The following is a 9,620-nucleotide window of genomic DNA, read 5'->3' on the forward strand; positions in this document are numbered from 1 at the left end:
GAGAAAACGAACCCATACGAAAAAAGCCTGAGCCGCGACATCGTCTGTCAACGATGTCGCGACTCAGGACAGCAGCGGAGACGGGGGGATTTGAACCCCCGATCCAGGTTTCCCCGGATCCTTCATTAGCAGTGAAGTCCATTCGGCCGCTCTGGCACGTCTCCATGCTGTCGTGGCAGAGGGTGCACGGCGGCACTCTCCTGATCAAACAGCGAACGACACTCTAATGGCCCCTACGGGCAGGGTCAAAGCGCATGCTCTGACCCTGTCGACGTGCGGCCGCCGACCAGCGCGGAAGCCCTGCCCCCGATGAGGAACGGCGCCGGCTCAGCCGCGCGAGGCCAGCACGAACGGCAGGACGGGCCCGGAGCCGGCTCGGCGCAGCGCACGGGCGGCCACGGTCAGGGTCCATCGGCTGTCCACGAGATCGTCGATCAGCAGCACGGGTTGGCCCTGCAGCTGGTCGAGCCCCTGCTGGATCTGCGGAGTGACGATGAAGCGCTCCCACACAGCCGCCAGCCGATACGCCCCGTTGCCCCCTGAGCCCTGCCGCGGGTGCCCCTCCGCCAGCCCGAGCTGCCCGAGCAGCGGCATCCGCCCGGCCTGGGACAGACCTTGGGCGAGCGAGGAGACCAGCTGCGGCCGCGACAGCGACGGCATGGCCACGATGCCGGCCGGACGGCGCTGCCAGTCCCAGGCGGCCAGGACTTCGATCGCCGCCTTGCCCAGGGCGGGATCGACCTGCTGATCGACGGGGCAGCCTTCGGCGTCGTCGTGGAAGATCTCCCGCAGCCGGTTGCCCCAGCCCAGATCGGTCAGGCGCGCGACCGCACGGCCGTTCTCCGCCCGTTCCTCCTCCGGGATCCGGCCCTTGACCTGCACGCCGAGCCGGTCCATGCCGGTGGGCCACTGCGCCCGCGGCTCGATCAGCACCCCGACCTTCTGCAGCGAGGACGTGGCCGCCTGCGAGGCCTCTCCGCTGACGTGATCTGAGTACCAGGGCCCCGCGCAGTTGTCGCACCGTCCGCAGGGCTCCGCGTGGGGGTCGTCGAGCTGCTCTATCAGCATCTGCATGCGGCACCTGGAGCTGTTCTGGTAGTCGAGCATGGCGTTCTGCTCGTCCACCCGGGCTCGGCGGATGCGGTCGTAGCGCTCGGAGTCGTAGTGCCAGGGCTGACCGGTGACCTGCCAGCCGCCCTGCACCTGCTCGACCGCCCCGTCCACGGCCAGGACCTTCAGCAGCAGGGTCAGCGGGGTGCGCTTGATGTCCACGCGCGCCTCCAGCGCTCCCGGGCCCAACGGCCCGCCGTGCTGCTCGAGCGCGGTGAGCACAGCAGTGGCCTTGGCCTCGGTGGGCATGGAGGCCGTGGCGAAGTACTCCCAGATCTCCCGGTCCTCGCTGCCGGGCAGCAGCAGGACATCCGCGCTGTCCGTGGCACGACCGGCACGACCGACCTGCTGGTAGTACGCGACCGGGGACGACGGCGCCCCCAGGTGGATCACGAAGCCCAGATCCGGCTTGTCGAAGCCCATGCCCAGCGCCGAGGTGGCCACGAGCGCCTTGACCCGGTTGTCCTTGAGCTCCTGCTCGAGCTGCTCGCGCTCCGAGGGGTCCGTTCGCCCGGTGTAGGAGCGGACGTCGTGCCCGGCGTCCCGCAGCGCCTGGGTGGTGTCCTCCGCCGCCCCGATGGTCAGGGCGTAGATGATCCCAGAGCCCTGCATCTGCCCCAGGTGCTCGATCAGCCAGGCCAGGCGCACGGTGTTCGACGGCATCCGCAGCACCCCCAGGCGCAGGGAATCGCGGGCCAGCGGGCCCCGCAGCGTCAGCACGGGCTCGCGCTGCGCGTCCACGATCCCCACACCGAGCTGCTCCTCGACATCGTGCACGACGCGCTCATTGGCCGTGGCGGTGGTGGCCAGCACGGGCACGGTGCTGGGCAGCTGGGCGATCAGGTCGCGGATCCGGCGGTAGTCCGGGCGGAAGTCATGGCCCCAGTCCGAGATGCAGTGGGCCTCATCCACCACGAGCAGCCCCATGCGCCGCACGAGATCCGGCAGCTGCTCCTGCCGGAAGCGCGCGTTGTTGAGCCGCTCCGGTGACACGAGCAGGACGTCGATCTCATCCCGGCCCAGCTGCTCGAGGATCTGTCCCCACTCGGTGGCATTGGCGGAGCTGATGGAGGCGGCGCGCACGCCGGCCCGCTCGGCGGCGGCGACCTGGTCGCGCATGAGCGCCAGCAGCGGCGAGACGATCAGCGTGGGGCCTGCCCCGCGGGCGCGCAGCAGCAGGGACGCGATGAAGTAGACGGCGGACTTGCCCCAGCCCGTGCGCTGCACGACCAGAGCCCGACGGGAATTCGCCACCAGCGCGGAGATGGCCTGGAACTGGCCCGGGTGGAAGACGGCATCCGGGCGGCCGGTCAGCGCGCGCAGCAGCTCGAGGGCCTCCGACTCGAGTCCGGAGACGTCATCAGCTGGGCGGAGTTGCTGAGTCATGCCGGAAGTCTCCCGTGCGGCTCCGACAGCACAGGGAGCACAACGTCGCGCTGATGGGCAGGAGAAGGTCCGGGCATGAAAGCGGGCCGGGTCCGGCCCCCCGACCGAACCCGGCCCAGAGCCCGACCGCAGAGACCACTCGGGCTGCTGCAGCTGAGCTCAACCGGCGCGCCGCACCCCCCGATGCTGCGCGCCGACGGACCCGATGGCGGGATCTCGCGGCGGGGCCGGAGATCCCGCACTGTCGGATCACTCCATATATGGTCCTCTGCACGGGGCCATCCGTGAAATGAGCAGTGAAGCAACCTGACTTCTCATGAATCTTCAATTCATGACGACCAGCCTCTGACCTGGGGCCGGAACTCGGCGCATGATCAGCACCACTCGATTCAGGTGGGCGCAAGTGCGGACAGCTGCGGCCCAACACGTGCAAGCGCAGTCACCAGCCCAGTGCGTCCACGAGCCTCTGCTCGAGCATCGGCGCCGTGGTCCGTCCGAACATGGCCGTGACGTGGTCGAGGTCGCGATAGATCATCACGTTGCCGACCGTGGGGCCGCAGTGCCCGTGGGGGCAGTAGAGATCGGTGAGGTCCACGAGCGGCACCTCGGGATTCTCGTCCGCCCACTGGTCCTCGATCGCCTGGCCGCCCAGCGCCTCGTCCACCGGGTCGCCGCACAGGTGGGAGTCCTCGCCGTAGAGATCGACGCACTCGAACATGTCGCGGCCCCAGCGCGGGTTGTCGCGCACGCTCACGACCGGGATGCCCGCTTCCTGGAAGCCGGCCACGCCCTCGCTCCACTGCGGCACCACGATCTCGCGCTGGTCCTGATCGGGCATCTGGGACCGGGTGCCCTGGGCGATCACGGCATCCGGGTCGAGCTCCAGGACAGCCGCCTCGGCTGCGCGGTTGAAGTCATTGCACTCGGGCGGCAGGGCGTCGTCGTGCCCGGTGTAGCGGCAGCCCGCGTAGACGAAGGTGACCAGGCGCCAGTCGCGGTTCTCGGCCGCGATCTTCAGGGGCTCGGAGAGCTGCTTGGCGTGCGAGTCGCCCAGCAGCACGACGGTGCGCTGCGCCTCTCGCCCATCCCCGGCAGCCGAGTCGTAGACGTAGCACTCGGCGGAGTCGTCGAAGCCCTCCGGCTTGGACTCGCAGACCTGACCGCCAGGATCGCCCCACTCGTCGTCGACCTCGGACCACAGGGGCACGGGCCTCAGGTCCGGGGCCTCGGGCGCCCCGTCTATGGCAGCGGCCGCACCCGGGTAGTTCTCCGGAGTGACCTCGTAGGAGGCCTGCAGCTCGGACTGCGAGATCGTCCACGCCTGCGCCGCGCTGACCGGCACCGTCACCGCCGCGCCGATCGCAGCCAGACGCACGAGCTCCTTGCGTGTGGGGAGGCTCGGGCGCGGGCCCGCTGCGGGGAGCTGAGCAGGACGACGGCCCTCTCCGTGCCCAGGGTCAGCACGACCGATGCTGCGAAGATCAGCAGGCCGGCGCCCAGCGAGGCCGTCTGCGCGCCCGAGAGCAGCAGCCAGGTGATCATCAGCGGCCAGTGCCAGAGATAGATGCCGTAGGAGCGATCGCCCAGCCAGGTCAGAGCGGGCCAGGACAGGGGGACGTGGACTCCACGACGCCCGCCGCCGTCCCTCGAGATCAGCAGCGCGACAGCGCCGAGAGTGGGCATCAGCGCCGCCCAGCCGGGGAAGAGGCCGCTGCCGCCGACCACGAAGCCCGTCAGGACCACGGCCGCGAATCCGCCCCAGCCCAGCACCAGCGAGACCCGTCGCGAAAGCCGCGAGGTGAAGATCAGCGCGGCCAGCGAGCCCAGCGCGAACTCCCACAGCCGCAGCCCGGTGTGGAAGTACGCAGGGCCGGGCTCCATCGGGGTGACGATCACGGAGGCCGTCAGCGAGGCCGCCAGCACGAGGCCGAAAACCCCGATCGCGACCGGGCGGAAGCGACGACCCGTCGCCTTGGACAGCCCCAGCGCCACGGCGATCACCAGCGGCCACAGCACGAAGACCTGCCCCTGCACGGCCAGCGACCACATGTGCTGCACCGGGCTCGAGGCGACCCCGCCGCCGGCGTAGTAGTCGACGGAGGCCGCGGCCAGAACCCAGTTCAGCGAGTAGGTGGCCGCGCCGAAGAGCTGCGTCCAGAGGGAATCCCAGCGCGAGGCCGGGTAGAAGGCCAGGATCGCGACCAGCACCGCCAGCAGCGCGATCGCCACGGGGATCAGCAGCCGCACGAACGTGCGCGACCAGTAGCGCACCAGCGCCAGAGGCCTGCCCTCCTCGGCCTTGCGCGCGAAGGACATCGTCAGCAGATACGCCGAGACCACGAAGAAGACGTCGACGCCGCCGGAGACGCCGGAGCCCCACAAGTGGAAGGCCACCACGAGGACGACGGCGAGTCCGCGCAGCCCCTGGATCTCGGGGCGACGAGGCGATGACGAGGCAGCGGGTCCGGCCGAGGAGACCGGGGCGAGGACTGGCGCAGCGATGGGGATCTCCCAAGGCGTTGTCGAGTGCAGTATCGAGAACGAGTTTACACAAGCGAATACATGCACGGAACAGCAGTTCAGTGTGGTCTTCGCGACACGGTACGCGACCGACCCCAGAGATGCTCGATCGGGAATGCCATGAGGTGCACAGTGCAGGGATGTCCCCCACCACACCTCCACCAGATTCCAGCTCCTCGACCGCTGAGGCGCAGGCGGACCGCGGATTCTTCGGCCATCCCCGACTGCTCGCGCCTCTGTTCTCGGTCGAGCTGTGGGAGCGCTTCTCCTTCTACGGCATGCAGGGCATCGTCCTGCTCTACATGTACTGGCAGGTCGCCGACGGCGGGCTGGGCATCGACCCGGCCGTGGCCACCGGAATCGTGGGCGCCTACGGCGGCACCGTCTACCTGTGCGCCATCCTGGGCGGCTGGGTGGCCGATCACCTGACCGGCTCCGAGCGGGCGATGTTCCTCAGCGGCATCCTCATCATGGCCGGGCACATCTCGCTGGCGCTGATCCCTGCCGTCTGGGGCCTCGGCATCGGCCTGGGGCTCATCGCGATCGGCTCGGGCGGGCTCAAGGCGAACATCACCAACCTGGTGGGCTCGCTCTACACGCGAGAGGACACCCGCCGCGACGGCGGGTTCTCGATCTTCTACATGTCCGTGAACATCGGCGGCCTGCTCGGGCCCCTGCTCACCGGCTGGGCCCAGCGGGAATGGGGCTTCCACCTCGCCTTCGGCCTGGCCGCCGCCGGCATGGCGCTGGGCCTGGGCATCTACGCCTGGAACCGCCGCAGCATGCCGTCGTCGGTCCACGTCGTACCGGATCCGCTGCCGCGCTCGGCCTACCCCAAGTGGATCGCCATCGCGATCGCAGCCGTCGCGGTGGTCGTGATCGCCGTCGCCAGCGGGCGGCTCACGGCCGCCAATCTGGCCGGAACGATCGTGGCCGTGTGCGTGGTCGCGGCCGTCGCGCTGTTCGCGATCATGCTGACCAGCTCCAAGCTCACCGCGGACGAGCACTCCCGGGTGGTCGCCTTCATCCCGCTGTTCATCGGCACGGCGGCGTTCTTCGCGCTGTTCCAGCAGCAGTTCACCGTCATCACGGTCTATGCCGACACGCGACTGGATCTCGACGTGTTCGGCTGGCAGGTCCCGATCCCCTGGGTCCAGTCCTTCAACCCGGCGTTCATCATCCTGCTGGCTCCGGTCTTCGCCTACCTGTGGACCACCTTGGGCAAGCGCCAGCCGGTGACCGCCACCAAGTTCGGCGTGGGGCTGATCCTCATGGGCTCGGCGTTCCTGATCTTCCTCACCCAGGTCTCGGTGGCGGCCGTGTCCGTGTGGTGGATCGCACTGATCATGCTGGTGGCCACCATGGGCGAGCTGATGGTCTCGCCGGTGGGGCTGTCGCTGTCGACCAAGCTCTCGCCGGAGGCCATGCCGGTGCTGATGATCTCCCTGTACTACCTGGCCGTCGCCCTAGGCACCGCGCTGTCCGGCTCGCTGGCCGGGTTCTACAGCGCCGATTCCGAAGCCGTGTACTTCGGCACCCTGGGCGCGATCACGATCGGCATCGGCGTGATCACCTTGGCGCTGTCCCGCACGATCACCCGGGGCATGCGCGGCATCCGCTGACGCATCACGCACGACGACGGCGGGGCCAGTGCATCGCGCACCGGCCCTGCCGTCGTCGTCCGAGGCACTCAGCCCCCGATGTTGAACTGCCAGAAGATGCCGTAGCGGTCGGTCACCGCGCCGTAGATCCCGCCCCAGACCTGCTTGCCCAGCGGGAAGGTCACGGTGCCGCCGTCGGCGAGGGCGTCGAAGATCGCGGTGAGGCGCTCCTCGTCGGAGTCCTCGCCCATCAGCGCGAGGGTGACGTCGTTGCCCTTCACGAACTCGCCCGGGGCCATGCCCTCGACGAAGTCGGAGACGTAGAGGCGGATCAGGTCGTCGATCTCCAGGGCGCCGTGCATGATCTTGTCGGCGTGCTCGCTGTCGGCCGGGACGGCGCCGAAGTCGGCGAACGTCGCCAGCTTGGGCGTGCCGCCCAGGACCTCGCCGTAGAACTCGAAGGCCTCGCGGGCGTTGCCGGGGAAGTTGAGGTAGGGGCGCAGTGCTGCGGTCATGGGAGTCCTCCTGGACGACGGGGGCCGACGACAGCCGTCGGCCCGCTCGCCGGAAGGATGCCACGACATGCATGACCTCGGTGCTCCACGCGCTGAGCTCAGCCCCAGGCCGGCCCCGGCAGCACGACCTGGCGCAGCTGGCGTCGGACCGTGGGCGGATTCAGCCCCGCGGCCGCAACGATCTGAGCGGCGCTGGCCCGGCCGTCGCGGGCGAGCTCGCGCAGGATCGCCGCGAAATGGGAGGGCGTGCGGCCCGTGTAGGGGCTGCGCTGCCCGGCGGCCTCGCGCAGCCGTCGCTGCTGGTGGGCATCGAGCACGCCCAGCCGCCACTCGGCAGCGATGTGGTGCAGCCGGGTGCAGAACGACGACTCGTAGCGCTGCAGCCCGGGCACCTGGTCGAGCTGGGGATAGACGTGCTCGGTCAGCCACATCAGCGACGGCGTGATCACGGTCAGCATCATGTCCCGGCCGCGATGGCAGCGCTCGATGCTGAAGACATCGGGGATGTCCTTCAGCGCCTGGACGGCGGCCGGTCGCAGGGCGGGGTCGCACGCGACATCATGGAAGGATAGGGCATGCCGCCGGAACGTCCCACCGGATGACCGCCGATCCAGGCGAGGCCCTCGCGCTCCCAAGCCCGAGGTGATCTACGGCCAGCACGTGATGCCGGGGATCTCCGGCACGGTCCGCCTGACGACCGGTCCGGTGATGAGCTACGCCGATTCCTGGCGTGTGACGCTGCGCGGACGCCAGTCCCACGGCTCGCAGCCGGAGAACTCGGTGGATCCGATCGCGCTGGGCGCGCACATCGTGACCCGTCTGCAGACGGTGGTCTCCCGCGAGATCTCCGCCCTGCAGTCGGCCGTCGTCACGGTGGGCACTTTCCACGCCGGGCTGAAGGAGAACATCATCCCGGCCACGGCGATGACGGCGATCCTCTCGAAGCTCTCCTGACCCTCCACCCCTCTGCCGAGTGGATACTCAGTTGCGCTATAGGGGCCAATAGCGCAACTGAGTATCCACTCGGCGGGGCGGGGGATCGCCTCCGAGCAGAGCCTCGTCATGGCCGCGCTGCTGGTGGTCGCCGTCCCCACGGGGCTGTTCCACTTCGGGCGCAATCCGGCCTTCGACCTCAAGCCCCCTGGGTTCCGCCGGCTCCTGACGCCCCGGCTCACACGGCCGACCGCCGCAGGACCTGGAGGACGACGACAACCCCCACCGGGATCAGCAGCAGGCCCGCCAGCCCGCTGAAGCCGACCGCGCTCAGGATCAGCCCGGCGCTCGCCCCGCCCAGGGCTCCCGTCAGGTTCATGACCAGGTCCGACGCCCCCTGGATCCGCGAGCGCGTCTCGGGCGTCCCGGCGCGGCTGACCAGCACGGAGCCGGCCACCGTGGAGGCCGACCAGCCCAGGCCCAGCAGGATCAGGCTGGCGGTCACCGCGCCGGAGGCCTCGGAGCCGAGCAGCGACAGGACCAGTGCACCGACCAGCAGGGCCTGGCCCAGCAGCACCGTGACGTGAGCCCCGGCGCGGTCAGCCAGGATTCCGAAGAGCGGCGAGAGACCGTACATCCCGGCGATGTGCAGGCTGATGGTCACCCCGATGAGGCTCAGCGCCGAGCCGTGATCCTGCAGGTGGACCGGCGTCATGGACATCAGCGCGACCATCACGCCTTGGCTCAGCGCCACCGTGAGGATCGCCCGCCAGGGCCTGACCGCGGAAGGGGATGCCGTCGGGTCCGTCGTGATCTCGCTGTGGCTCGCATCGGTCATCGTCCGTGCCGTCAGCAGCGGATCCGGGCGCAGGCCCACCAGATAGACGACGGCGGCCAGCAGCTGCGCCGTCGCCGTGAACACGAAGGCCCCGGTCAGCGGCGGCAGGCCCAGGACGGCGCCCACGGCCTCACCGGGGCTGAGCAGGTTGGGGCCGGCGACCGCACCGATCGCGGTCGACCAGACCACCAGGGAGAGATCGCGGCCCCGGCTGCTCGGGGCGGCAAGATCCGTGGCGGCGAAGCGCGACTGCAGGTTCACGGCCTGGGCCGCGCCGCTCAGGAGGATGCCCGCCAGCAGGAGCACCACAGACCCCAGCGCAGCTGCCGTCACAGCGACGATCGCTCCGGAAGCCGCCGCGAGTGCCCCGCCGCTCAGGGAGATCCGGCGTCCGCGAGCCTGGGCGAGTCCCGCCAGGGGCAGGGCGAAGAGGGCGGCACCCAGGGTGCTCATGGTGGCGGCCATCCCGGACCAGGCGGAGGAGCCGGCGAGCTCGCCGATCAGCAGCGCCCCGAGGCTCAGCGTGGCCCCGGTGCCGAGCCCGCCCAGCACCTGGCCCAGCACGAGCGTCAGCAGGACGCGGCGCTGGGGCCCTGCCGCCAGACCCTGTCCGCGTGCAGAGCCCAGGTCCGGATCCGTCGTCATCCCCCCGTTACCTTTTCGGCGGCGCCTGGATCGATCAGGATGAGCAGGTGCCGGCCAGCCGGTCCTCGGCAT

Annotated in this window: 7 protein-coding genes, 1 tRNA gene and 1 pseudogene; 2 read left to right on the forward strand and 7 right to left on the reverse strand. The window is 70.1% G+C overall.

The features are described from left to right. Positions 1 to 75: 75 nt before the first annotated feature. The 4 genes from RF645_RS12785 to RF645_RS12800 all read right to left on the reverse strand — a co-directional run bounded on the left by RF645_RS12785 (position 76) and on the right by RF645_RS12800 (position 5,178). Positions 76 to 164: transfer RNA gene (locus tag RF645_RS12785), tRNA-Ser, on the reverse strand. 163 nt (positions 165 to 327) lie between these two features. Further along, complete coding sequence (locus RF645_RS12790) at positions 328 to 2,496, reverse strand: ATP-dependent DNA helicase RecQ (protein ID WP_368819228.1); 2,169 nt, start codon at positions 2,494 to 2,496, stop codon at positions 328 to 330. A 439-nt stretch (positions 2,497 to 2,935) separates the two neighbouring features. Next, positions 2,936 to 3,871 (reverse strand): SGNH hydrolase domain-containing protein, encoded by a 936-nt coding sequence (locus tag RF645_RS12795; RefSeq protein WP_368819229.1) that lies wholly within the window; start codon positions 3,869 to 3,871, stop codon positions 2,936 to 2,938. After that, entirely contained in the window at positions 3,841 to 5,178 is a 1,338-nt protein-coding gene (locus RF645_RS12800) for an acyltransferase family protein (RefSeq protein WP_368819230.1), read from the reverse strand. The genes RF645_RS12795 and RF645_RS12800 overlap by 31 nt, the downstream gene beginning before the upstream one ends. Here RF645_RS12800 and RF645_RS12805 point away from each other — a divergent pair. After that, on the forward strand, positions 5,157 to 6,638 hold the full coding sequence (locus tag RF645_RS12805; protein ID WP_368819231.1) for a peptide MFS transporter: 1,482 nt from the start codon (positions 5,157 to 5,159) through the stop codon (positions 6,636 to 6,638). The two genes, RF645_RS12800 and RF645_RS12805, sit on opposite strands and share 22 nt — an antisense overlap. Positions 6,639 to 6,706: 68 nt before the next feature. On the opposite strand, the gene RF645_RS12810 is transcribed toward RF645_RS12805, so the two are convergent. Both RF645_RS12810 and RF645_RS12815 read right to left on the reverse strand, forming a co-directional pair. Next, the gene (locus RF645_RS12810; protein WP_368819232.1) at positions 6,707 to 7,132 is read right to left on the reverse strand and encodes a VOC family protein; all 426 of its coding nucleotides are present in this window, start codon (positions 7,130 to 7,132) and stop codon (positions 6,707 to 6,709) included. Positions 7,133 to 7,230: 98 nt separating this feature from the next. After that, positions 7,231 to 7,593 (reverse strand): winged helix-turn-helix transcriptional regulator, encoded by a 363-nt coding sequence (locus tag RF645_RS12815; protein ID WP_137802975.1) that lies wholly within the window; start codon positions 7,591 to 7,593, stop codon positions 7,231 to 7,233. A gap of 163 nt (positions 7,594 to 7,756) precedes the next feature. Between RF645_RS12815 and RF645_RS12820 the strand changes: the two are divergent. After that, positions 7,757 to 8,056: pseudogene (locus tag RF645_RS12820) on the forward strand (peptidase dimerization domain-containing protein); the annotation flags it as partial. Between the two features lie 247 nt (positions 8,057 to 8,303). Here the strand turns inward: RF645_RS12820 and RF645_RS12825 are convergent. Beyond that, complete coding sequence (locus RF645_RS12825; protein ID WP_137802974.1) at positions 8,304 to 9,548, reverse strand: MFS transporter; 1,245 nt, start codon at positions 9,546 to 9,548, stop codon at positions 8,304 to 8,306. Between the last annotated feature and the right edge of the window lie 72 nt (positions 9,549 to 9,620).

The organism is Kocuria sp. CPCC 205260, from assembly GCF_040981045.1.
Taxonomy (GTDB): domain Bacteria; phylum Actinomycetota; class Actinomycetes; order Actinomycetales; family Micrococcaceae; genus Kocuria; species Kocuria palustris.

Excerpts from the sequence above, each read along its gene's own strand:
- RF645_RS12790 (WP_368819228.1), bottom strand. The coding sequence starts at position 2,496 with ATGACTCAGCAACTCCGCCCAGCTGATGACGTCTCCGGACTCGAGTCG.
- RF645_RS12805 (WP_368819231.1), top strand. The coding sequence starts at position 5,157 with ATGTCCCCCACCACACCTCCACCAGATTCCAGCTCCTCGACCGCTGAG.
- RF645_RS12810 (WP_368819232.1), bottom strand. The coding sequence starts at position 7,132 with ATGACCGCAGCACTGCGCCCCTACCTCAACTTCCCCGGCAACGCCCGC.
- RF645_RS12815 (WP_137802975.1), bottom strand. The coding sequence starts at position 7,593 with ATGATGCTGACCGTGATCACGCCGTCGCTGATGTGGCTGACCGAGCAC.
- RF645_RS12825 (WP_137802974.1), bottom strand. The coding sequence starts at position 9,548 with ATGACGACGGATCCGGACCTGGGCTCTGCACGCGGACAGGGTCTGGCG.